Annotated in this window: 22 protein-coding genes; 8 read left to right on the forward strand and 14 right to left on the reverse strand. The window is 71.2% G+C overall.

Annotated elements, in window-relative coordinates; genetic code table 11:
• The first annotated feature begins 32 nt into the window (after nt 1-32).
• Both OG707_RS21220 and OG707_RS21225 read left to right on the forward strand, forming a co-directional pair.
• On the forward strand, nt 33-824 hold the full coding sequence (locus tag OG707_RS21220; protein ID WP_329120593.1) for a hypothetical protein: 792 nt from the start codon (nt 33-35) through the stop codon (nt 822-824).
• Nucleotides 825-954: 130 nt separating this feature from the next.
• The gene (locus OG707_RS21225; RefSeq protein WP_329120594.1) at nt 955-1539 is read left to right on the forward strand and encodes a hypothetical protein; all 585 of its coding nucleotides are present in this window, start codon (nt 955-957) and stop codon (nt 1537-1539) included.
• On the opposite strand, the gene OG707_RS21230 is transcribed toward OG707_RS21225, so the two are convergent.
• From OG707_RS21230 to OG707_RS21260, 7 genes are all read right to left on the reverse strand, one after another.
• Entirely contained in the window at nt 1536-2519 is a 984-nt protein-coding gene (locus tag OG707_RS21230) for a zinc-binding dehydrogenase (protein ID WP_329120597.1), read from the reverse strand. The two genes, OG707_RS21225 and OG707_RS21230, sit on opposite strands and share 4 nt — an antisense overlap.
• Before the next feature lie 44 nt (nt 2520-2563).
• A complete protein-coding gene (locus OG707_RS21235) occupies nt 2564-4105 on the reverse strand; it encodes a glycosyltransferase family 39 protein (protein ID WP_329120599.1) in 1542 nt (513 codons plus the stop codon).
• A 444-nt stretch (nt 4106-4549) separates the two neighbouring features.
• Entirely contained in the window at nt 4550-4900 is a 351-nt protein-coding gene (locus tag OG707_RS21240) for a MerR family transcriptional regulator (protein ID WP_329120601.1), read from the reverse strand.
• Nucleotides 4901-4918: 18 nt separating this feature from the next.
• On the reverse strand, nt 4919-5953 hold the full coding sequence (locus OG707_RS21245; protein WP_329120603.1) for an MDR family NADP-dependent oxidoreductase: 1035 nt from the start codon (nt 5951-5953) through the stop codon (nt 4919-4921).
• Nucleotides 5954-6013: 60 nt separating this feature from the next.
• Nucleotides 6014-6436 (reverse strand): carboxymuconolactone decarboxylase family protein, encoded by a 423-nt coding sequence (locus OG707_RS21250; protein WP_329120605.1) that lies wholly within the window; start codon nt 6434-6436, stop codon nt 6014-6016.
• 33 nt (nt 6437-6469) lie between these two features.
• Nucleotides 6470-7168 carry a response regulator transcription factor gene (locus OG707_RS21255; RefSeq protein ID WP_329120607.1) on the reverse strand — a complete coding sequence of 233 codons (699 nt, stop codon included), beginning with the start codon at nt 7166-7168 and terminating at the stop codon, nt 6470-6472.
• The gene (locus OG707_RS21260) at nt 7165-8538 is read right to left on the reverse strand and encodes a sensor histidine kinase (protein WP_329120609.1); all 1374 of its coding nucleotides are present in this window, start codon (nt 8536-8538) and stop codon (nt 7165-7167) included. Before OG707_RS21260 ends, OG707_RS21255 begins: the two co-directional genes overlap by 4 nt.
• A gap of 233 nt (nt 8539-8771) precedes the next feature.
• Here OG707_RS21260 and OG707_RS21265 point away from each other — a divergent pair, with 233 nt between their 5' ends.
• Nucleotides 8772-9464 carry an ABC transporter ATP-binding protein gene (locus OG707_RS21265; protein ID WP_329120611.1) on the forward strand — a complete coding sequence of 231 codons (693 nt, stop codon included), beginning with the start codon at nt 8772-8774 and terminating at the stop codon, nt 9462-9464.
• On the forward strand, nt 9461-11866 hold the full coding sequence (locus OG707_RS21270; RefSeq protein WP_329120612.1) for an ABC transporter permease: 2406 nt from the start codon (nt 9461-9463) through the stop codon (nt 11864-11866). Before OG707_RS21265 ends, OG707_RS21270 begins: the two co-directional genes overlap by 4 nt.
• Nucleotides 11867-11875: 9 nt before the next feature.
• Here the strand turns inward: OG707_RS21270 and OG707_RS21275 are convergent, their stop codons facing one another.
• Both OG707_RS21275 and OG707_RS21280 read right to left on the reverse strand, forming a co-directional pair.
• On the reverse strand, nt 11876-12532 hold the full coding sequence (locus OG707_RS21275) for a response regulator transcription factor (protein ID WP_329120614.1): 657 nt from the start codon (nt 12530-12532) through the stop codon (nt 11876-11878).
• Nucleotides 12529-13755 carry a sensor histidine kinase gene (locus tag OG707_RS21280; protein ID WP_329120616.1) on the reverse strand — a complete coding sequence of 409 codons (1227 nt, stop codon included), beginning with the start codon at nt 13753-13755 and terminating at the stop codon, nt 12529-12531. The genes OG707_RS21275 and OG707_RS21280 overlap by 4 nt, the downstream gene beginning before the upstream one ends.
• 133 nt (nt 13756-13888) lie before the next feature.
• Here OG707_RS21280 and OG707_RS21285 point away from each other — a divergent pair, with 133 nt between their 5' ends.
• Both OG707_RS21285 and OG707_RS21290 read left to right on the forward strand, forming a co-directional pair.
• A complete protein-coding gene (locus OG707_RS21285; RefSeq protein ID WP_329120618.1) occupies nt 13889-14800 on the forward strand; it encodes an ABC transporter ATP-binding protein in 912 nt (303 codons plus the stop codon).
• The gene (locus OG707_RS21290) at nt 14797-15645 is read left to right on the forward strand and encodes an ABC transporter permease (RefSeq protein WP_329120620.1); all 849 of its coding nucleotides are present in this window, start codon (nt 14797-14799) and stop codon (nt 15643-15645) included. Before OG707_RS21285 ends, OG707_RS21290 begins: the two co-directional genes overlap by 4 nt.
• 12 nt (nt 15646-15657) lie before the next feature.
• Here OG707_RS21290 and OG707_RS21295 read toward each other — a convergent pair whose 3' ends face one another.
• The 3 genes from OG707_RS21295 to OG707_RS21305 form a co-directional block, all read right to left on the reverse strand.
• On the reverse strand, nt 15658-16134 hold the full coding sequence (locus OG707_RS21295) for a pyridoxamine 5'-phosphate oxidase family protein (RefSeq protein ID WP_329120622.1): 477 nt from the start codon (nt 16132-16134) through the stop codon (nt 15658-15660).
• 29 nt (nt 16135-16163) lie between these two features.
• Nucleotides 16164-17624 carry an MFS transporter gene (locus OG707_RS21300; protein ID WP_329120624.1) on the reverse strand — a complete coding sequence of 487 codons (1461 nt, stop codon included), beginning with the start codon at nt 17622-17624 and terminating at the stop codon, nt 16164-16166.
• Nucleotides 17625-17739: 115 nt separating this feature from the next.
• Nucleotides 17740-18225 carry a MarR family winged helix-turn-helix transcriptional regulator gene (locus OG707_RS21305; RefSeq protein ID WP_329120626.1) on the reverse strand — a complete coding sequence of 162 codons (486 nt, stop codon included), beginning with the start codon at nt 18223-18225 and terminating at the stop codon, nt 17740-17742.
• A gap of 124 nt (nt 18226-18349) precedes the next feature.
• On the opposite strand from OG707_RS21305, the gene OG707_RS21310 reads away from it, so the two are divergent.
• Complete coding sequence (locus tag OG707_RS21310; RefSeq protein ID WP_329120628.1) at nt 18350-19450, forward strand: alkene reductase; 1101 nt, start codon at nt 18350-18352, stop codon at nt 19448-19450.
• On the opposite strand, the gene OG707_RS21315 is transcribed toward OG707_RS21310, so the two are convergent.
• Nucleotides 19447-20217 carry an SDR family oxidoreductase gene (locus tag OG707_RS21315; RefSeq protein ID WP_329120630.1) on the reverse strand — a complete coding sequence of 257 codons (771 nt, stop codon included), beginning with the start codon at nt 20215-20217 and terminating at the stop codon, nt 19447-19449. The genes OG707_RS21310 and OG707_RS21315 overlap by 4 nt on opposite strands.
• A gap of 66 nt (nt 20218-20283) precedes the next feature.
• Between OG707_RS21315 and OG707_RS21320 the strand changes: the two genes are divergently transcribed.
• Nucleotides 20284-21171, forward strand: a complete 888-nt coding sequence (locus tag OG707_RS21320) for a sigma-70 family RNA polymerase sigma factor (protein WP_329120631.1) — start codon at nt 20284-20286, stop codon at nt 21169-21171.
• An 11-nt stretch (nt 21172-21182) separates the two neighbouring features.
• Here OG707_RS21320 and OG707_RS21325 read toward each other — a convergent pair whose 3' ends face one another.
• Nucleotides 21183-22079, reverse strand: coding sequence for an NAD(P)-dependent oxidoreductase (locus OG707_RS21325; protein WP_329120633.1), 897 nt, complete (start codon nt 22077-22079; stop codon nt 21183-21185).
• Nucleotides 22080-22121: the final 42 nt, after the last annotated feature.

Here is a 22121-nt window from a genome sequence, read left to right on the forward strand (position 1 = left end):
TTCAGCGCAGAGCCGAGTCCGTAGTGACAAGAATGGTGCTGCTGGGCATTTTCGTCGTCGGACTGACCGCGCAGTTCGTCAAGCCACTGGGAGACGCACTGCAGGGCAAGGCGGCCCTCGGTGGTGCGTTGCTCAGTCTGGTCGGCTACGTGCTCTACGACGCGGTTCAGGAGTTGTCCAATGCGCCGGAGGTGATGCCGGAGCAGACGCTCGTCGGCTCACACAGCCTGCGTGAACACGTCCGCCGTGCCTTCGCCGCACGCGAGGTCACGGTCTCCTTCTTCGGATATACCGGGGAGACCCTGTTCAGCGAGCTGCACCATCAACTGGAGCTGCTCATGGAGGACCCGGGGCGTACACGCAAGGTCACGATCCGGATGATGGTCCCGGACTTCTCACTGCCCATGTCGGTACCCGGCCGGGTGGGGGCGACCGGTGTGTCGGTGGACGATCCGGAGTTCCGGCGCCGGGTCGACGGCAGATGCGAAGACTACGACCAGCAGTTCAGCGACTTGTCGCGCCAACTCGACGCTCTGGGCCGGGTGGCAGCGCGCTGCGAGTACCGGCAGTACCAAGGACTGCCGCGCGAGAAGATTTGCATCTTCAACGAGGAGTTGGTCCTGCACGGCCGCTACGACATTTCGGCGCGATATGCCCACCAGGGGCAGGACATGTATGACCCCAAGGGCTACAACACGGACTTGTTCGTGTGGTCGAAGAAGGTTCCCGCACAGGTGGCGGTGGTGGACCGGTGGGTGAGGGACCTGGATGGTGAGTGGCGGCTCGCTGCCCGACCCGCATGGAGTCATATACCGGCGGTGTGAGACCAAGTACCGTACAAAGGTGACATGTTGACTGCATGAGCCTGGGGGTGGCGCTGTGGTGGGTCATGAGTCGGTCGGTGCGCGGAGGCCTACGCGGGGGGAGTCCGCGCTCGTGAGTCTGGGGCATTACATGCATACCGCCTTCGAGGCGGATGCCGTGGTGCTCGATGTGCTGTCTCTTACCTCCGAGACGCTCGACATGCATCTGGGGGCGCAGGCCAAGCGCATCGCCGGTGGGGAGATCTCCCCGCGGTCCATTCGACTGCGGCTGATGGTGCCCGATGTGACGGGGATGCGGCTTGCGTTCCCGCGGGCTGTGGGGGATTCCGATGACGACCGGCCGCGGAAGCGGCACCGGGACATGGTGCTGTCGCACGCGCGGTCGTTGCGAGAGTTGTTGTCGGACCTGCAGCGTCGGGGGTTGGTGGATGAGGTTGGTGCTGAGATCAGGACCGTTCCGCTCACTCCTACGTTGAAGCTCTATCTCCTCAACGGGGAGCAGCTGTTGGAGGGGTACTACACCCTGGGCGAGTGGACTCCCGCACCTGCCGAGGGTGCGGGAGGGGCCATCGTCGACTCCATCGGTCTTGGGGCCGAGCTCTTTCCGTACAGCCGGCGGGATCAGGCCTTCAAGGTGGAGGCCGCGCAGCGGTTCTTCGACTCGTACTGGGAGCAGTTGGGGCGGGACATGGACTTCGGGGACGCTGATAGTTAGGCGACCGTGAGGATCGCTTTGCCTGCGAGGGCGCGTGCCTCGATCGCCTTGTGGGCCTCCGCTGCGTGTTCCAGGGGGTAGGTCCTGGCGATCGTGGGGTGGAGTTCGCCTGCGGCTGCCTGGGCCAGGGTGCGGGTGACCAGGCGAGTCCTGTCCTCTGTGGCGAACTGGAGCTCTGCGATGCCTCGCACGGTGATGTTGCGGCGTTCTGCTTCCGCTGGGTCCAGGGGGGCGAAGCCGCCGCTCGGTGCTCCGTGGGCGGAGATTCGGGCGCCGTCTGCCGCCAAGGTGAAGGCCTGGAGGCCCAGTTCGCCTCCTACGCCGTCCAGGATCACCGTTGCGCCGTCCGCGCCCAGCGCCTTGCGGGCCTCGGTGAGCCAGGTGGGTGTGGCGTAGTCGACCGCCGCGTCCGCTCCCAGGTGGGTGATCAGGGCCAGCTTTTCGGCGCCCCTGGCCGCACCCACCACGTACGCGCCCGCCGCGTGTGCCATCTGGACCAGCAGCGTGCCCATGCCGCCGGCCGCGCCCAGGATCAGGACGCGGTCGCCCTTCTCGATACGGGTCGTTTCCGCGATGCCGTTCGCCGTGACGCCGTCCGTGGCCAGGGCTGCTGCGTCCAGGAGGTTTACGTTGGCGGGGATGGGGGTCAGTTGGGCTGTGCTTGCTGTGATCTGTTCCGCGTACGCGCCCTTGATTCCCGGGCCCGCCACCACCCTGCGGCCCTTCCACGACGGGTCCGTGTCCGGGCCCGTGGCGATGACCGTGCCGGAGGCGGCGCCTCCGGGGATGTACGGGGGCTGCTCGTCGAAGTAGTCGCGGCCCCAGCCCGCGCGGATCTGCGTCTCCACGAAGAGCGTGTCGATGTGGGAGACCTGGATGAGGACCTCGCCGGGGCCCGGGGTCGGGGCGGGGATGTCCGTGGTGCGCAGGACCTCCGGGGCGCCGAATTCTCTTACCTGGGCTGCCTTGATTGTTGTCATGGGTGTGAGTGTTCGGCCTCAAGTTCGGTTGAGGTCAAGGGATTTCAGTAGAGGTGGCGGACGTGGGGCCAGAGTGAGGACCAGGGGCGTGCCGTGCCCGTGCAGAGCATGATCGCGGCGTCCTGTTCCTCGTTGTCGACGCCCTGGCCGTTGTCCACGCGGGTGGCCTGACGGCACCCGGTGAAGTCGGCCTCGTAACCCTTCGATCCGCGCTGGAGGATCAGGATCACCGGGCCGTTGGCTTCATTCGGGGGCGGGCCCCAGTCCGCGAAGCTCATATGGCCCGAGTACGCGGTGGGGAGCTTGCGGGAGGGGCCGTAGTGGGCGAGGGCGCCTGCCTGGCCGTAGTTCTGGGCGAGGATCACGGCTCGGGGGCGGTCGGGGGGCGGGATCCGGGACCAGGCGCGTGCCACTGCGTCCGTCAGTTGGGGCCAGCCGACCTCCTCCGCCACCTCCGGGTTGACCGCCTGGGGGATTGCTATCGCGCTCGTGGGGAGCAGGGGGAGGGAGAGCACCGCTGTGACTGCTGCTGTGAGTGTTACGGCTGTGATCAGGAGGCGGCGGCGTGCCCAGCGGACCGCCGGTTCGCAGCCTGCTGCCAGGAGGACCAGGAGGAGCGGGATCGCGTAGTACGCCTTGCCGCCCGTGGCGATCACGAGGAGGCAGAGGAGGGGGTACGCGACGGTGATCGACCTGGCCCAGCGGAGGGACGGGGTGCGGCGGAGGCGGAGCCAGCCGGCTATCCAGATCGGGACGTAGAGGGGGGAGAGGTAGAGGAGCTGCTCGCCTATGAAGAGCGTGCGGTTCTCTATGCCGTCCTCCCTGTTGATGCCGCCCGCGACGTGGAGTTGAGGCCAGTCGTGTGTCGCCTGCCAGATGACGTTGGGGGCGGCTATGGCCAGGGCGAGTGCGATGGCTGTGAGGAGGTGCGGGGAGCGGAGGACGCGGCGGGGGCCGAGGGTGGCCAGGGAGGGGAGGAGCGCGGCGAAGAGGAGGACGACCAGGTACTTGTTCTCCAGGGTCAGGCCTGTTGTTGCGCCGATCGGTATCCACCAGCGGGGGTTGCCTGTGCGGAGGAGGCGCAGGACGAGGAGGGTGACCACCAGCCAGGCCAGGAGGTCGAGGGTGGCGGTGGAGAGGAGGTGTCCGATGCCTACGACGAATCCTGATGTCGCTGCTGTGAGCGCGGCGAGGATCTGGGCGGGGCGGCCGCCGTGGAGTTCGCGGGCGATGGCGGCGACGGTGATGACTGCTGCGGCTACGAACAGGGTTGCTGCGACGCGGAGGCCGGCGGGGCTCTCGCCGAAGAGCGCGGTGGAGGCGCGGGCGATGAGCGGGGTGAGCGGGGGCTGGTCGGAGTAGCCCCAGGCGGGGTGGTGGCCGGCGGCGATGAAGTACAGCTCGTCGCGGTGGAAGCCGTAGCGGGGGGAGTACGCGGTCAGAACGGCGGCGAGGGCTGCGGCGATCGCGGAGACGGGGGCGAGCGCGAAGGGGGCGACCTGGGGCGGGCCCGGGCCCGGGGGTGGTGCCGGTGCCGTGGGTTCGTCGTCGGGGTGGTGTTCGGCCTTGGCGGCCGGGGCTCCCATGGGCGGAGGGTACTTGCGGAATGGGGGCCGCAGTAGGGAGTGCGGGGGTGTGGTGCGGGTGGGTTTTCGGGGGTGGGTGGTTGGGTGCCATGGGTGGGTGCGGGTTGGTTTTGGGTGCGACCGGCCTGGCGGCCGGTCGGGGTTCCCACCCGCACCACCCGTGCGGGTCGTGGGGGAAGGTGCGGGTGAACTGGTGGGTGGTTGGGCGTCGTTGGCGGGTGCGGGTGGGTGGGCGTGTGTGGGCTCGCGGCTGCGCCGCTGCCCGGGGGTGGGTTGGCGTGTGTGGGCTGGGATTCCCCCACCCCGCCCCTTCCCGAAACTGGGGCTCCCGCCCCAGACCCCGGGCCCCGGTGGGCGGGGGCTTCGCCCCCTGCGCCCCCGATTCGGGGGCTCCGCCCCCGGACCCCCGCTCCTCAATCGCCGGAGGGGCTTGAATGGGACTGGTCAGGTTGTGCCGTACGCCTTCTGCGCCAAGTTCTCGCGCAGTTCCGTCAGGCGGCCGATCTCCTTGTCCAGGGCCGTCAGGCGGCGGTCCACCATGCCCCCGGGGCTGCACCGGGGTGCGGCGCCGGGGGACAGTTCGTCCAGGCGGTCGGCCACGTCGTGCAGGTCCTGGACCGTGAAGCCGAGCGCCAGGAGTTCGCGGATCACGCGCAGGCGACTCAACTCCGGTTCGCCGTATTCGCGTTGGCCCGATGCCGTGCGGCGGGGCGGCGGCAGCAGGCCGCGCTGTTCGTAGAAGCGCAGGGCCCTGGGGGTGGTTCCTGCGGCTGCCGCCGCGTCGCCGATCCGCATGGGGCGTCCCTCTCCGTGTCAGGGCCGCAGGTCCACCACCACGGCGCCGAAGTGCTCTCCATGGAACATCCCCTGCAACGCCTCGGGCGCGCGATCCATGCCCGCGATCCGTGTGTACGGGAAGGTGATCGCCCCTGCCCGCAGCCACTCGCCGAAGCGTTCCTGCCACTCCTCCGCCACGTCCGCGTGGTCCGCACCCCGGTAACCGCGGATCGTAATCCCCTGGTTGACGACGCGGAACGTGTCGAACTCCGCCGGCGACGTGCCGCCGTTCCCCGTCGCGGCGAACTGGCCGGAGAGTGCCCCGACCAGAGCGATCCGCGCGCCCTGGCGCGAGGCGTTCACCGCTGCGGTCAGCTGCTCGCCGCCCACCAGGTCCAGCGTGACGTCGATGCCGTCCGGTGCCGCCTGTGCGAGCTGCTCGGCGATCGGGGTGGGCGTGCCGCGCAGGATCACCTCGTCGTAGCCGAGCTCCTTGCGCAGACGTTCCGCTTTGGACGGGGATCCTGTGGTGCCGATCACGCGGGCCGCCCCCAGGAGGCGGGCGATCTGGCCCGCCAGGGTGCCCACCGCGCCCGCCGCGCCCGTGACCAACACCGTGTCTCCCGGGCGGAGTTCGGCCAGGCGCGTCAGTGCTCCGTACGCCGACGAGCCCTGTGCGAAGTGGTCTACCGGCGCAGGCAGGCGCTCGCCCAGCGGGGCGCATGCGGCGGCCTCCACCACGGCGTACTCCCGCCAGCCCAGCAGGTGCATCACCTGGTCGCCCGGGTGCAGCGCAGTGTCCTCCCCGGCGGCCACCACCTCCCCGACCGCAGGGCCGAACATCGCGTCACCGGGGTGCACCGGCGGCAGCGGTACGCCCTCCGCCTTGCCGCCGATCAGCGTCCGCAGACCGGGGAAGATGAGGAACTGGTCGTTGCGGACCAGGAGTTGACCCGGTCCTGGCGCCGGCAGAGGCTCCTCCGTGACCGTGAAGTGCTCCGGGCGCGGCAGGCCCCCGGGGGCGGCGAGGAGCCTGATCCCGCGGCTGGTGGTGGGCAGGGCTGTGGTCATGTGCGGCCTCCTGGTGCGGTGTCGGGGCGGTGACGCTAACCCCTGACCCGCACGTCAGGGTCAAGCCACCGGCAGCAGACCCAGCTCGTCGAAGACCTTCTTCGCCACGGCCGTGGCGTTGAGCGCCTTGGGCATCCCGCAGTACGCCACCGAGTGCAGGAGCGCCTCCGAGATCTCCACCGGAGTGAGCCCGACGTTCAGGGCCGCCCTGATGTGGACTTCGAGCTGCGGCTCGCAGCCTCCCAGAGCCGTGAGCATGCCCAGGGTGACCAACTGGCGGTCGCGCGGCGGCAGTCCGGGGCGCGAGTAGATCTCGCCGAAGCCCCAGGCGACGATCTGGTGGCCCATCTCCGGCGAGATGTCGGCCAGGGAGTCGACGACGCGCTGTCCGCCCTCACCGACCACCTTGGTCAGCATCTCCATGCCGCGGTCGAAGCGGTCGTCGCGGGAGTCGCGGGAAGCGTTGTTCTCGTTCGTGGTCATGGGGAAACCGTAGGAGTTGGAGTGTGCTCAAGGTCAAGGTTCCTGGCGAATGCCCGGCGTGATCAGCCCCGTCTCGTACGCGACGATCACCGCCTGCGTCCGGTCGCGCAGGTTCAGCTTGGCGAGGATGCGCGCCACATGCGTCTTCACCGTCGTCTCGCTCAGGTGGAAGCGGGCCGCCAGTTCCGCGTTGCTCAGGCCCGTGGCCAGCAGCGTGAGGACCTCCAGCTCGCGGGGCGTGAGCGTGGAGAGTTCGCGGTGCAGGGTCGCGGAACGGTCGTCGCGGGCGGCGAAGCGCTCGACCAGGCGGTGGGTGATGGCGGGGGAGAGGAGGGCGTCCCCGGTGCGTACGAGACGTACCGCCGCCGTCAGATGCTCGGGCGTGACGTCCTTGAGGAGGAAGCCGCTGGCGCCCGCCGCGAGGGCCGCGTACACGTACTGGTCCAGGTCGAAGGTGGTCAGCATGATCACGCGCGGCTCGTCCGGACCCCCGGTGAGGATGCGGCGCGTGGCCTCCAGGCCGTCGAGCTCGGGCATCCGGATGTCCATCAGGACGACGTCGGGGCGCGTGGCGCGGACCGCTTCGACCGCCTGGACGCCGTCCGCCGCCTCGCCCACGACGTCGATGCCGTCCGCCGCGAGGATCATGCGGAAGCCGGTGCGGACCAGGGACTGGTCGTCGGCTATGACGACGCGGGGGCGCGGGGGCGATGCGGTGTCGGTGTCGGTCACGGATTCTCCAGGGGTATCTCGGCGTGCACCCGGTACCCGCCCGTCGGACGGGCGCCCGTCCGGAGGGTGCCACCGTAGACGGCGAGGCGTTCGCGCAGGCCGATCAGGCCCCGTCCGTTGCCCGCGCGGGCCGCCGCCGTGGGCGCGCCGCCGGTGTCCGTCACCTCGATACGGAGCAGCCCCGGCTCATGCGCGACGTCGATCTGTATCCGGGCGCCCGACGCGTGTTTCACCGCGTTGGTCAGCGCTTCCTGGACCACGCGGTACGCCGCCAGGTCCACCCCCGCCGACAGCGGTACGGGTGTTCCCGTCACCGTCAGCCCGACCGGCACCCCCGTGTCCCGCACCCCGTCGGCCAGCGCCGCGAGCCGGCCGAGGCCCGGCTGCGGGGCCAGGTCCGTGGTGAGGGGCGCCTCCGCGGACTCGTCGTTCATCGTCAGCAGCCCCATGACGTGCCGCAGTTCGGACATGGCCGTACGGCCGCCCGTCTCCACGGCGAGCAGCGCGTCCCTCGCCTGGTCGGGCGAGGCGTCCATCACCTTGCGGGCCGCGCCCGCCTGGATCACCATCACGCTCACGTTGTGGGTGACCACATCGTGCAACTCCCTTGCGATACGGGCGCGTTCGCGCTCGACCGCCAGCCGCGTCGCGGCCGCGTGCTCCTCCTGGAGGGTTCGGGTCCGCTGCCGCCAGGTGTGCATCGCCTCGGCCGTGAGCCCTGCCGAGAGCAGGAGGAGGAACGGCAGATAGCCGGTGGCGAGGTCCGGCATCTCCCCGTTGCGGAGGACCGCGAAGAGCACGATCCCCGTCACCAGGCTGACGACCGTGGCATGGCGGTAGGGGCTGTACATCATGGCGCTGTAGCCCGCGATCACGCACGAGGTGAAGGCGAACAGGGTCGTGCCGTCGTTGGCGGAGCCGATACGGATCGCCAGCGTCGCGCCGATGACGCACCAGAAGGCGGTCAGCGGGCGCCGGCGGCGCAGGAGCAGGGGCAGCGCGGTCAGGGCTGCCGCCACCAGCTGCCAGGGGTGGTCCGCGCTGTAGCCGTGCATGAAGCTGTCCTGCGCGGCCGGTTCGTTCGGTCCGGGCACCTCGGGCGGGTCCGGCGGTGCAGGACCCGGCTCCACGCCCAGCGGCAGCACGACGTGGCGGGCGTCCGCGTTGACGTCCTGGTTGGTCAGGGCGAGGCTCGCGGTCGCGAAGGTGGCGAGGACCAGGGCGAGGATCGTGTCGGCGATCCAGGCCCAGCGCGACGACAGCCCTCCCGTCGGACGCAGGGGGCCCGCGGTCTGGGTCAGCGCCCTGACGGCGCGGGCCAGGGCGAGGGCTCCGGAGAGGCGCCGGCGAGTGGTGTCGTTCCCGTTCACCGGCCCAGTGTGACCGCGGGCGGGTGCCGAATACATCCCTCTCGCAGCCCACGGCCGTACTTCGACCGCGTACATCTCAGGGATGACGCGCCACCCCGGTCGCCCTTGCGGTGTACGGAAAGGGGGCAGTGCGGCCGACGCGGCGGACGTGGTCGCGGGCCTAGCGTCTGAGGCTCAAATCCCTTGCACAGCGCTCCTGTTGGTGCGGTGTGCCCGCATGCGAAAGGCCCGTCATGGCCGAAGAGCTGATCGAGATCCGCGCGGCGAGCAAGAAGTACGACAGCGGGCCGCCCGCCCTGGACGCGCTCGACCTCACCGTCCGCAGCGGAGAGGCCCTCGCCGTCCTCGGGCCCTCCGGCAGCGGCAAGTCCACCCTGCTCAACCTCGTCGCCGGACTCGACCGGCCGACCGAGGGCAGCGTCACCGTCGGCGGGGTGCGCGTCGACCGGCTCGGGGAGGCCGCATCGGCGAAGTACCGGCGCGAGCGCATCGGGATGGTCTTCCAGTTCTTCAACCTCCTCGACGACCTCACCGTCGCCGACAACGTCCTGCTCCCCGCCCAGCTCGCGGGGATGGGCCGCAGCGAGTCCCGCGCCCGCGCGCACGAGCTCCTGGAGTACCTCGGCATCGGCCGGCACGCCCGCGCCTACCCCGGCCGTCTCTCCGGCGGCGAGCGCCAACGGGTCGCCGTGGCACGGGCGTTGATGAACCGGCCGTCGCTTCTTCTGGCCGATGAACCGACCGGCGCCCTCGACACCGCGTCCGGCGACGACGTACGCCGCCTGCTCACCGAACTCAACGCGGACGGCCAGACGATCGTCCTGGTCACCCACGACCTGGCGCTCTCCGAGGCCTGCGCGACCCGCACCATCGAACTGCGCGACGGCCGGCTCGTCAGTGACCACGTGCGGGCGGTGGCCCGATGAGCGCCCTGGGCAGGGTGGTCCGCTCGGGCGTCGGCAGGCGGCGTGTGCAGACCACGGTGCTGGTGCTGACCACCCTCATCGCGGTCGCCTTCTCGATCCTCGGCGTGGGGCTGGTCGTCGCGTCCCAGGCGCCCTTCGACCACGCCTTCGCAAGGCAGCACGGGGCCCATCTCACCGCGCAGTTCGACGGGTCGAAGGCGACGCAGGCGCAGCTCGCCGCGACGGCGCACGCCAAGGGGGTGACCGCGGCGGCCGGGCCGTACGCCGTCGCACCGCTCAACCTGCGCGTCCACCTGGACCTCGGCCCCGGGGGCCCGCCGGACGTCGACATGCAGCTGCCGCAGGCGACCGTCGCGGGCCGGACGAGCGCCGGGGGCGCGGTCGACAAGGTCAGCCTCGACAGGGGGAGGTGGGTGACCGGGCCCGGCGAGATCGTGCTCAGCGCGGACATCGTGCCGCCGGAGGCGAAGATCGGTGCGCAGATCAAGGTCACCGGGGTGTCCGGCGACCCGTCGCTGAAGCTGGTGGGCGTCGCCACCTCGGCGGGTCAGAGCGCGGACGGCTGGGTCACGCCGGCCCAACTCGCCACGCTCACAGGGAAGTCGGCGCCGGTCTCGTACCAGATGCTGTACCGCTTCACCTCCGCCGACACCACCGCCCAGCTCGCCGCGGACCGCACCGCGATCGCCGCCACCGCGCCGTCGGGGGCGCTGACCGGCTCGCAGTCGTACCTCTCGGTCAAGGAGCGGGCGGACAGCAACACCGGGGCCTTCGTGCCCTTCGTCGTGGCCTTCGCCGTCCTCGGACTGCTTCTCTCCGTCCTGATCATTTCGCTGGTCGTCAGCGGCGCGGTCGTCGCGGGGACCCGGCGTATCGGCATCCTCAAGTCCCTGGGTTTCACCCCGCTCCAGGTGGTGCGGGCGTACGTCGGCCAGGCGCTCATCCCCGCCCTGGCCGGCACCGGTCTCGGCATCGTCTGCGGGAACCTGCTCGCCGTCCCGATGATGGGCGAGGTCGCGGGCGCGTACCGTACGGGCACGCTGCTCATCCCCCTCTGGGTCGACTTCGTGGTGCCCGCCGGGGCCCTCGCCCTGGTCACCGCCACCGCCCTGGTGCCCGCGCTGCGGGCGGGCCGGCTGCGTACCGCGCAGGTGATCACCGTCGGGCGCACCCCGCGCGTGGGGCGCGGTCGCCGCATCCAGAACCTGGTCGGCCGGCTGCCGCTGCCGCGCGCGCTGAGCCTGGGCCTCGCCCACCCCTTCGCGCGTCCTTCCCGTACGGCGACGGTGGCGGTCGCGGTGGTCTTCGGCGCGGTCGCGGTCACCTTCGCGGTGGGCCTGAACTTCTCGCTCACCGCCATCCAGAAGGACCGCGACAGGCAGGGCGTCGGATCGGTCGTGGTGCAACCCGCCCCCGATGCGCAGCCGCAGGGCGGGCCCGGTCCCGCGCCCGGCAACGGAAGGCCCGCGCTCGCCGACCCGGCCGCGGCGGCTGCCGCGATCGACGCGCAGAAGGGCACCCGGGCGTACTTCGGCACCACCGAACTCGAGGTGCATGTGGCGGGCATCACCAGCGCCGTCCCGGTCACCGCCTACCAGGGCGACTCCTCGTGGGGCGCGTACCGGATGACCAAGGGGCGCTGGTTCACCGCTCCCGGAGAGGCCGTCGCCCCGACCCGGTTCCTGCATGCGACGGGGACGAAGATCGGCGACAGCGTCACGCTGACCGATCACGGGCACAGCGTCCGGCTCCGTATCGTCGGCGAGGCCTTCGACCTGACGGAGGACGGGATGACGGTACGGACCGAGACCGCATCGCTCACGGCCCTCCAACCCGGCCTGAAGGCAAGCCAGTTCAACATCGACCTGACCTCCGGAGCCAATGCCGACTCGTACGTCTCCGCGCTCAACACCGCGCTGAAGGGCTCGGGTTCGGAGGCGGCGACCACCGCCTCGACCTTCGACAACTCGTCGAGCGTGATCCTGATCATGGAGGCGCTGATCGCGACGCTCACCCTGCTCCTGGTCGCGGTCGCCGTCCTGGGCGTACTGAACACGGTGGTGCTCGACACCCGCGAACGCGTCCACGACCTGGGCGTCTTCAAGGCGCTGGGCATGTCCCCGCGCCAGACGGTGGCCATGGTCCTCACCTCGGTCTCCGTGACCGGGCTGCTCGCGGGGATCGTCGGGGTCCCGATCGGCATGGCGGTGCACGGCTGGATCACGCCGATGATGGGCCACGGAGTGGGCACGAACATCCCGGCCGCGGACATCGACGTCTACGACCCCCCGATGCTGGCCCTGCTCGCGATCGGCGGTCTGGTCATCGCGGCGGCGGGCGCACTGCTCCCGGCGGGCTGGGCGGCCAGGACGGGGACGGCGAACGCGCTGCGGACGGAGTGAGGGGCTGCGTCAGGAGCGCGTGACCAGGTCCAACTCGTAGGCCAGGATGACGAGTTGGACCCGGTCGCGTGCGTTCAGCTTGGCGAGCAGCCTCGTCACGTACGTCTTGACCGTGGCCACGCTGATGAACATCTCCGCCGCGATCTCCGGATTCGACAGCCCCCGCCCGACCAGCGTCAGTACTTCCCCCTCCCGTTCCGTGACCCCCTCCAGGACCCGGCGGTCCGGGGCGGGGGCAGGAGCGGGGCGGTCCGCGAACTCCGCGATGAGGCGGCGGGTGACGCTCGGTGCGATCAGGGCGTCGCCCGCGGCCACCACCCGGATCGCTCCGAGGATCTCCTCCAGCGCCATGTCCTTGACCAGGAAGCCGCTCGCCCCGGCGCGCAGCGCCCCGTAGATGTACTCGTCGTCGTCGAACGTCGTCAGCATCAGGACGTGCGACGAACCCCCCGCCGCCGTGATCCGGGACGTCGCCTCGATGCCGTCCATGCCCGGCATCCGGATGTCCATCACCACGACGTCCGGGCGCAGTTCGGCGGCCATCGCGACCGCCTCCGCTCCCGTCCCGGCCTCGCCCGCGACCTCCAGGTCGGGCGCGTCCGTGATCACCATCTGCAGGGCGGCGCGGATCAGCGGCTGGTCGTCGGCCAGCAGGACGCGGATCATCGGGCGCCCGCCGACACCATCGCGGGCAGCGGGAGTTTCGCCGCGACCCGGAAGCCGCCGCCGGGGCGCGGCGCCGCGGAGAACTCGCCGTGCAGCAGCGAGACCCGTTCCCGCATCCCGACCAGACCGAAGCCGGGGTCGGAGGGGGCGCCGCGGCCCCGCCCGTCGTCGACGATCTCGACGGACAGTTCGCCGGGGCCGCCGGAGACGGTCACCCGGCAGGAGTCCGCGCCCGAGTGCCGTACGACATTGGTGATCGACTCCTGGATGATGCGGTACGCCGACAGGTCGACCTCCGGCGGGAGTTGACGCCTCTCGCCCTCCCACAGCACCTCGACCCGTACTCCCGCCGCGGTCGTCGCCGCCGCGAGGTCCTCCAGGTCCGCCAGGCCCGGCGCCGGATGCAGCTCCGCCGGAGCATCATGCCCGGCGGGCTCCGCCTGCCGCAGCGCGCCCAGCATCCTCCGCAGCCCCGACAGCGTCTCGCGGCCCGCGGTCTCCACCTCGCTCAGGGCGTCGCGCGCCCGGCCCGGCTGCGTCTCGATGACCCTCGCCGCCGCCCCCGCCTGGAGGGCGATGATCCCGATGCTGTGCGCCACCATGTCGTGCATCTCCCGTGCGATGCGCAGCCGTTCGGCGGTGACCGCCTGCGCCGCCGCCTGGGCGGACAGCTGTACGGCGTGCTCGCGGGCCTGGCGCGTGGAGTCGCCGAGCAGCCAGGCGACGAGCGCGGTGAGGGCCACGGCGACGAGCGTGGACGTGCCGATGGGCCAGCCCATCGTCAGCCGCACGAACCCGTGGACGACCGGGGTGGCGACGGCCAGGGCGCCCGCGATCGCCGAGACCCGCTGGGGGAGCGAGACCGCGACGGCGTACAGCGCGACGGCCACCGCCAGGAACTGCGGCAGCTGGATCTCGCCGACGCCCAGCGCCGTCGTCGAGATGACGGTGGCCGCGATCAGCAGACCGAGCGCGACGAGCGGCCGCCGGCGCAGCAGACCGCTGCCCGTCAGCGCCAGGGCGGTGCCCAGCGCCGTGTGCATCAGACCCTCCCACCGGAAGAACTGCGCCGACGCCTGCTCACCGGGCTGCGACTCGCCGGGCAGCCTGACCCGTACGAGAAACGTGAACGCGAGCCCCGCGCACCAGGCCAGGGCGGCCCACGCGCCGGGCGGGACGCGCTTGTGCAGGGGGAGCCGGGGCGGTGCCGTCAGCGTGGACATGGCGTCGAGCGTAATCGCGCGGCCGCGGACGGGCATCGGACCAGGGGTGTACACCCGCGGGCGGTACGACCTGCGGTGATTGACGACGACGGGCCGATGCCCCGCGCCGCCGCCTCCCGGCAGCGTGGGGCCCGTGATTGAAGCCAACGAACTGACGAAGCGCTACGGGCCCACCGCCGCGGTCAACGGTCTGACCTTCACCGTGCGCCCCGGTCGTGTCACCGGGTTCCTCGGCCCGAACGGTGCCGGCAAGTCCACGACCCTGCGCATGATCCTCGGCCTGAACGACCCCACCAGCGGCTCGGTGACCGTCGGAGGCCGGGCCTTCCGCGGCCGGTCGCGCGGGCTGCGGCACGTCGGAGGGCTCCTCGACGCCGCCGACGTCCACGGCGGCCGCAGCGCCCACGCCCACCTCACCGTCCTCGCCCGCTCGAACCGGATCCCGGCCTCCCGGGTCACCGAGGTCCTGGCGGAAGTGGGCCTGGAGGATGCGGCACGGCGGCGGATCGGCGGCTACTCGCTCGGCATGAAGCAGCGGCTCGGCATCGCCACCGCCCTCCTCGGCGACCCGCCCGTCCTCCTCTTCGACGAACCCCTCAACGGCCTTGATCCGGAAGGGGTGTTGTGGGTCCGCCACCTCTTCCGGCGGCTCGCCGCCGAGGGCCGCACCGTCTTCGTCTCCTCCCACCTCATGTCCGAGATGGAGAACACCGCCGACCACCTCGTGGTCATCGGCCGCGGCGAACTGATCGCCGACGAGCCCCTGACCGCCTTCGCCGCCCGCTCCACCCGCCTCAGCGTCACCGTGCGCACCCCCGACGCCGGTCCGCTCGCGACCGTACTGATCGCGGAGGGCGCTTCCGTGGAGCGCGAGGCGGCGGAGACGCTGACCGTGACCGGGCTGAGCTCGGACCGTATCGGCGAGCTGGCCCACGAACACCGGGTGCTGCTGCGGGAGTTGGCCACCCGGGCCGCCTCCCTGGAGGACGCCTTCATGGAACTGACCGCCGACAGCGTCGAATACCTTGCCGGAGACCGCCGATGACCACGCTCACGTACGTACCGACCGCTGACCCCGCCGCCCGCTTCCGCGATCTGCTCGCCTCGGAGTGGCTCAAGCTCTGGTCGCTGCGCTCATTGCGCTGGGCGACCGGCCTCGGGGTGCTGATCGTCGTCGCGATCAACGCCAACGCGGCCTTCGCGGACTACACGAACTGGCCGCACTATCCGCAGGCGATCAAGGACCAGTACATCCCGGGCTGGTCGTACGAGTCGTCCTTCACGGACATCTCCGCGCTGGTGATGATGCTGTTCACCGGGGCCATCGGCACCGTGGCCGTCGTCGGGGAGTACGGCAGCGGGATGGTCCGTACGACCTACGCGGCCGTCCCGGCCCGGCGCGCCCTGATGGCGGCCAAGGCGGCGGTTCTCACCGTGGTCATGCTGGGCTTCGGGGTGCTGGCCACGGGCGCTTCGTTCTGGGTGAGCCAGGCGATCCTGTCCGGCCGCGGTGTCGGCATCTCGATCACCGAACCGGGCATCCTGCGCGGCATGCTGGCCTGTGCGGTGCTGGCCCCGGCGTGCGCGCTGGTCGGGCTGAGCCTCGGTGTCCTGATCCGGCACAGTGCCACGGCCACCGGATCGGTGATCGCCCTGCTGCTCCTGGTGCCGCTGTTCTTCACCGAGAACCGGTACTGGTCGGCCGTCTTCAAGCACGCGATGCTGCACGACGCCTGGCGCCGCCTGCACAGCATCGAGTCCATCGACGCGGGCTTCCAGGCCCACCTCTCGTACCCGACGACCCCCGGCGGGGCCTGGCTGGTGCTGGCCGTCTGGCCGCTGGCCGCGGTGGTCCTGACGCTGGTCGTCGTGGACCGCCGCGACCTGTGACGGCGCACCGGGTCAGTCCAGGCCGGGGATGTCCAGGGCGGTTCCGTACAGGCGCGAGACCCTCAGCCGTACGACCACCCGCCGGTCGTCCACCAGCTGCTCCAGGAAGCCGGCCTCCTCCTCCGGATCCTCGAACCCCGGTGTCAGGGCGAGGAGTTCGCGCCCGACCGCGTCCCCGGGCACGGTGGTCTCCTCGGAGACCTCCGCCTCGCCCTCGGCCACGGCGAACGACCAGACGTTGGGGCCCTGGACGTGGAGGGAGGCGTGCGGATCGTGGCGCAGTTGGCGGACCTTGAGGCGGTCGGCGGTGGTGGAGACCCGCACGATGCGCTCCTCGGGGCTCCAGCTGTAGAGGACCGTCGACAGGTGGGGGTGGCCGGTCTTCCGTACGGAGGCGAGCGTCCCGAACTGCTGCGCCTGGAGCAGTGCGGAGAGCTCCTCGTCGGTGAGTGTGCGGGGGGCGGGACCGGATCCGGGCTTCTTCGACATCTCAACAGCCTTTCTGTGCAGGAGAGTTGTCAGGCGGCGATCGTGTGCTCGGTGGTGCGGGCGGCGGCGGTCTTCGGCGTACGGAGTACGAAGGTTGCCACCGCGAGCGCCGCGAGCAGCAGCCCCACCCCGACCCCGAAGGCCAGGTGGTATCCGCCGGTCAGCGCCTCGGCGCGGCTGTGGCCCTCGCCGAGCAGGCGGTCGGTGCGGGAGGCCGCGAGGGTGGTGAGGACGGCGACGCCCAGCGCCATGCCGATCTGCTGCGTGGTGTTGAAGAGCCCCGATGCGAGCCCCGCGTCGTCCTCCCGCGCTCCGGACATCCCGAGCGTGGTCAGTGCGGGAAGTGCGAGCCCGAAGCCGGCGGCGAGGAGCATCGCGGGCAGCAGATCGACCGCGTAACTGGCGTGCACGGGAAGGCGGGTGAGCATCCCGAGCAGTCCGATCAACAGCAGGATCCCGGCCAGCAGCACCTTGCGCTCGCCGAAGCGGGCGATGAGCGGGGTGGCGACTCCGAGCGAGACGGCGCCGATGACGACGGCGGCGGGGAGCATGGCGAGGCCGGTCTCGGAGGCGCTGTAGCCGCGGACGTTCTGGAGGTAGAGCGCGAGCAGGATCTGGAAGGAGAAGAGGGCCGCGACCATCAGCATCTGGACCAGGTTGGCGCCCGTGACGGACCGGGAGCGGAAGATGCGCAGCTGCATCAGCGGGGTGTGCGCGGTGGCCTGCCGTACGAGGAAGCCTGCGATCAGCAGCAGGGAGAGCGCGGCGAGGCCCAGGGTGCGCCCCGAAGTCCAGCCGAATTCACCGACGTTGACGACGGTGTAGATCCCCAGCATCAGCCCTGCGGTGACCAGCAGCGCGCCGATGACGTCGGCGCCGGCCTTGAGGCCGAGCCCGCGGTCGGCGGGGAGGGCGCGGACGGCGACGGCGAGGGTGGCGAGGCCGATGGGGAGGTTGATGAAGAAGATCCAGTGCCAGCTGAGCGCATCGGTGAGTACGCCGCCGAGGACCTGCCCTATCGACGCCCCGGCCGCTCCGGTGAAGCTGAAGACCGCGAAGGCCCTTGCGCGTTCCTTGGGTTCGGTGAAGAGCGTGACGAGGATGCCGAGGCTGACGGCGGAGGCCATCGCGGATCCGATGCCCTGCAGGAAGCGTGCGGCGATCAGGAGCGCGGGGGAGGTGGCGGCGCCCGCGAGGAGCGAGGCCGCGGTGAAGACCGCGGTGCCCGCGAGGAACATGCGCTTGCGGCCGATCAGGTCACCGAGCCGCCCGGCCAGGAGGAGCAGGCTGCCGAAGGCGATGAGGTACGCGTTGACGACCCAGCTGAGCGCGGCGGGGGTGAAGCCGAGGTCGCTCTGGATGGCGGGCATCGCCACGGTGACGATCGAACCGTCGAGGACGACCATCAGCAGGCCGGTGGCGACGACGCCGAGCGCCAGCCGGCGGGAGCGGAGAACTCCCGGGGCGGAGGAAGCAGTTGTGGCAGACATGCGGTCTCTCCCTGTCGTTGAGGTGACAGGTGAGACATTAGCAGATGGTTTTGTTGCAGACTATTTCTTTCGGTCTCTCTTCTTCGGGTTCCTGGTTCTGGGTTCCGGATCTCTGTTACTTGCTCTGGCGGGCGCGACGGGCCGGGCGCGGGCTCTCGGCGGGTGTGGACAGATGCCCCTCGACCAGCAGGTTCAGGGCGTGGAGCAGGGCCTTCTGGTCGGCCTTGGGGAGGGAGGAGATGGCGTCGTTGTGCACGCTGTCGACGATCTTCTGGCTCTCGACGGCGACCTGCGCCCCCTTCTCGGTGGCCGCGATGATGCGGGCCCGCCGGTCGTGGGACGAGGGCCTGCGCTCGGCGAGACCGGCCTCCTCCAGGGCGTCGACCGTCACCACCATCGTGGTCTTGTCCATGTCGCCGATCTCGGCGAGCTGGGCCTGGGTGCGCTCCTCCTCCAGGGAGTGGACGAGGACGCAGTGCATCCGCGGGGTCATCCCGATCTCGGCGAGCCGTGCCGACATCTGGGTCCGCAGGACGTGGCTGGTGTGGTCCAGGAGGTAGGAGAGGTCGTTCGTGGCCTGGGTGGCTGCCATGGAGGTCATGGGACCCAGGGTATCAATTCGGTCCGTAAAAGATGATCCGCAAGGGTACGGATTGGGGGTCTCCGGCCGGGACCGTCAGCAGACCGTCAGCGGCCCCGAAGCACCCGGGAGCAGAGTCGGGGCCATGAACACCGACTCCCGGCTTTTCCGGCCCACCCGCCTCGGCACCCTCGACCTTCCCAACCGTCTGGTCATGGCCCCCATGACCCGCAACCGGGCAGCCGCCGACGGCACCCCGCTGCCGATCATGGCCACGTACTACGCCCAGCGCGCCACCGCAGGACTGATCGTCGCGGAGGCCGCGACGCCGAACGCCGTCGGCCAGACGTACGCCAACATCACCGCGATCCACACCGACGCCCACGTCGCAGGATGGCGGCGCGTGACCGACGCGGTGGCCGCGGCCGGCGGGCGGATGTTCCTGCAACTGCAGCACGGCGGCCGGGTCGGACACCCCGACAACAGCGGACTCACCCCTCTCGCGCCGTCGCCCGTTCCGCTGCCCGACACGATCCACACACCGACCGGGCACCAACCCGCCGTCGTTCCACGGGAGATGACGCTCGACGACATCAGTGCCACCGTCGCCGACTTCGCCGCGGCCGCCCGCAGGGCCGTCGATGCGGGGTTCGCCGGGGTGGAGGTGCACAGCGCGAACGGCTATCTGCTGCACCAGTTCCTCTCGCGGAACACCAATCACCGCACCGATGCGTACGGCGGCCCGGTCGCCGCCCGGATCCGCTTCACCCTCGAAGTGGTCCGCGCCGTCGCCGAGGCCATCGGTCCGGAGCGGGTCGGGGTGCGCATCGCGCCCGGTGTCGCCGTCAATGGGATCGAGGAGGACGACACCGAGGACATCTATCCGGCGCTCGTCGACGCGCTGGCCGAGGACGGGCTCGCGTATCTGCACGTCGTCTTCGCCGACCCGGAGCAGCCGCTGTTCCAGAAGATCCGCAAGAACTGGCCCGGCACGCTGATCGCCAACCCCGTCCTCGGCTGGGGAGGTCCGCTGCCCGCCGACGGGGGGCGGGCGAAGGCGGAGGAACTCCTCGTAGCGGGCGCCGACTTGATCTCGCTGGGGCGGCCGTTCCTGGCCAACCCGGACCTCGTGGAGCGGCTGCGTACGGGGGCGCCGATCAATGCCGTACGGGACAAGGGGCTGATGTACGCGGGCGGCGAGGAGGGGTACACCGACTACCCGACGCTCGGCCCGGAGGCGCACTAGCCCACCCGCTCGGCCAGGAAGTCCTCCCAGGTGCGCCGGCCCGTGACGGCGCCCGCGGGGGCCAGGTTGTCGCCCGCGCGGTAGGCGCGGCCCGCCTTTCCGGGCATGCGGACCGGCATCATCAGGCGGTGCTTGCCGCGCGCCTTGAGGTAGCCGCGGCTCAGGTCGGCCATGCCGTACACCTTCGGGCCCGCCAGGTCGGGCACCAGGCCCGCGGGCTCGGCGAGCGTCAACTCGACCAGGCGGGCGGCGACTTCGCGCGCGTCGACCGGCTCGAAGCGCATCCCGCCGGGCACCGGGATGACCGGGAGCTTCGCCATCTTCTCCATCACGTCCAGCACCAGGTCGTTGAACTGGGCGGCGCGCAGCGTCGTCCACGGGATGCCCGACCCGGCGATCGCCTGCTCGGCGTCCAGCTTCGTCTTCAGCCAGGCGACGGGGAGCTTGTCCGCGCCGATCACCGAGATGTAGACGAGGTGCTGTACGCCGGTCTTCTGCGCGGCCCGCACCAGGTTGCGTGTCGCCTCGTCGTCGCCCTTGGGGCCGCCCGCCAGGTGGAGTACGGTCCCAACTCCCTTCAGGGCGGCCTCGATTGCCGCATCCTCGCCCTTCAGCAGGTCGCAGGCCACGTACTCGACACCGGTCTCGGCCTCGCGGGCGCTGCGGCTGAGCACGCGCACCGTGTGCCCGGCCTCGCGCAGGAGCGGTACGACGAGACGGCCGAGGGTGCCCGTACCGCCGGTGACCAGGATGGGTGCTGCGGTCATGATGTCCTCCAGTGTCGTTTCGGTGGGTCTGCTTCTTCGACCCGCCGCGGGAGAGGAATGTGACCGGTGGGGGAAAATTCTTTGGGAGCGGACCGCTTCGAGGAGCATCGGCCCAGGCTGCGGGCGGTCGCGTACCGGATTCTCGGCTCGCTCAGCGATGCCGACGACGCCGTCCAGGAGACCTGGCTGCGCTACGACAGGACCGATACCACCGGCGTCGAGAACCTGGGCGCCTGGCTGACCACGGTGGTGGGGCGGGTCTGCCTCAACATGCTGCGCTCGCGCGACACCCGGCGCGAGGAGCCCATCGACGCGTACGACACGAACGACGTGGCGGCCCGTGACCGCGACGGCGTCGACCCCGAGGAAGAGGCGCTGCTCGCCGACTCCGTCGGGCTCGCGCTCCTCGTGGTCCTGGACACGCTCTCGCCGCCCGAGCGGATCGCCTTCGTCCTGCACGACATGTTCGCCGTGCCCTTCGACGAGATCGCCCCGCTGATCGAGCGGTCGACGGCCACCACCCGCCAGCTCGCCAGCCGCGCCCGCCGCCGCGTCAAGGGCGGCACCCCCGTGCCCGTCCCCGACCTGGCCCTCCAGCGCCAGGTCGTCGACGCCTTCCTGGCCGCCACGCGCGGCGGGGACTTCGACGCGCTGGTGGCCCTGCTCCACACGGACGTCGTGCTCCGGGCCGACCGCTCGGTCGTCCCGACACCCGAGCCCGTCCTGGTCAGTGGTGCGCAGGCCGTGGCCAAGGGTGCGATGGCGGCCACGGGCCGTGCGCAGTTCACCGGTGCGGTGCTCGTCGACGGGTCGGTCGGTCTGGCGATGGCTCCCCATGGCCGGCTGCGGGTGGTCCTCGCCTTCACGCTCGTCGACGGCGCGATCACGGAGATCGACGTCATCGCGGACAAGGAGCGGCTGGCGGCGCTCGAACTGGGCGTCCCCGCCGTCTGATCGGGCCCTCGTCAGCGGCGGCCGAGGACCTCCGCCATCCGGGTCAGCCCGTCCGCGCCATGGCCCAGGCCGATGGCGCGGCGGGCTATCCCCTCGGCCGCCCGCATCAGGCTCGCGTCGATGCCGTGGGACTCGGAGGTGTGGACGACATGGGCCATCGTCGACACGGCCGAGGTCAGCGGATTGCCCTCGCCGGAGTACGTCCCTTCGTCCACCTCCTCCGCCGACTCGGCGAAGAGCGGGGGCAGGATCGCCCCGATTCCCTGGGCGTACGGGGCGAGTTCGCGCGCCGAGACCCCCTCCGCCTTTGCCAGCGCCAGGGCGTGCGTGAAGCCCGCCATCGCCGTCCAGAAGAGGTCGAGGAGGGCGATGTCGTACGCCGCCGCCCGCCCGATCTCCTCGCCGAGGTGGGTGTGCGTGCCGTTCAGCGCGTCGAGGACGGGGCGGTGCTCCTGGTGGAGATCGGCGGGGCCGCTGTAGAGGAAGACGGAGGCCGGGGTGCCGATGGTCGTGGTCGGCGTCATGATCGCGCCGTCGAGGTAGCGGATGCCGTGCGCGGCCGCCCAGTCGCCGGTGTCCCTGGCGCGGGCGGGGGCGTCGGCGCTCAGATTCAGCAGAGTGCGGCCCTTGAGGGCGGTGGTGACCTCGTCGCGGCGCAGGACGTCGTCCGAGGCGTCGTAATTCACCACGCATACAACGGTCAACTCGCTTGCCGCGACGGCCTCTTCGGCAGTCGCTGCGGCGACGGCACCCCGCGCGACGAGCTCCCGGCCGCGGCCGGGCGTCCGGTTCCAGACGGTGGTGCGGACGCCCGCGTCGAGGAACGCTCCGGCGAGGGCGCGGCCCATCGGGCCCAGACCGATGACGGTGACGGCAGACTGGTGAGGGGCGGTGGCCTGCTCGGACATGGTTCAACTCCCGTAAGAACAGTGGAAAACGATGACAAAGGG

The sequence above is a fragment of the Streptomyces sp. NBC_01465 genome (assembly GCF_036227325.1).
GTDB lineage: Bacteria > Actinomycetota > Actinomycetes > Streptomycetales > Streptomycetaceae > Streptomyces.